This window comes from Massilia sp. CT11-108, from assembly GCF_047302915.1.
In the GTDB taxonomy this organism is placed as follows: domain Bacteria; phylum Pseudomonadota; class Gammaproteobacteria; order Burkholderiales; family Burkholderiaceae_D; genus Telluria; species Telluria orientalis.
Genome location: NZ_JBKYMO010001192.1, coordinates 1 through 550 on the forward strand (window position 1 = coordinate 1; position 550 = coordinate 550).

The window sequence follows — 550 nt, forward strand, 5'->3', positions numbered from 1 at the left end:
GGGCGGCGCTGCGCGATCTCGGCCCGCTGCTGCAGCGCACCGCCGCCCCGCGCGACTACCGCATCGTCGTCGCCCACCTGGTGCCGGAATACCTGCCCGCGTGCCTGGAACCCGGCAAGGCGAACTTCGCCTACTGCACCTGGGAATCGGATCGCATACCGGCGCACTGGCCGGCCATCCTGAACCGGTTCGACGGCGTCCTGGTACCGTCGACGTTCAATGCCGAGGTGTTCCGGGCCGGCGGCGTGACCGTTCCGCTGCATGTGGTGCCGCACATCCGCCGCCACGCGCACGACGACGTCGCGCCCGGCCAGCTCGACGACATGCGCCGCCAGCTCGGCATCCCCGCCGGGCACCACGTGTTCTACACGATCGGGGCCTGGATGCTGCGCAAGGACTTGCCGCGCCTCATCGAGGCGTTCGTCGAGGAATTCGACGCCGACGAGCCGGTCGCGCTCTGCATCAAGACCTCGACCCGGCCCGTCCATTTCCCGCTGCCGCACGAAGCCGGCAGGACGTCGCTGCAACTCGTCGAGGCGCAGCTGGCGGC

1 pseudogene is annotated in these 550 nt (G+C 70.5%); it reads left to right on the plus strand.

The window, feature by feature from the left end:
- Window positions 1-550 (plus strand): annotated as a pseudogene (locus tag ACEN88_RS33915) (hypothetical protein); the annotation flags it as partial.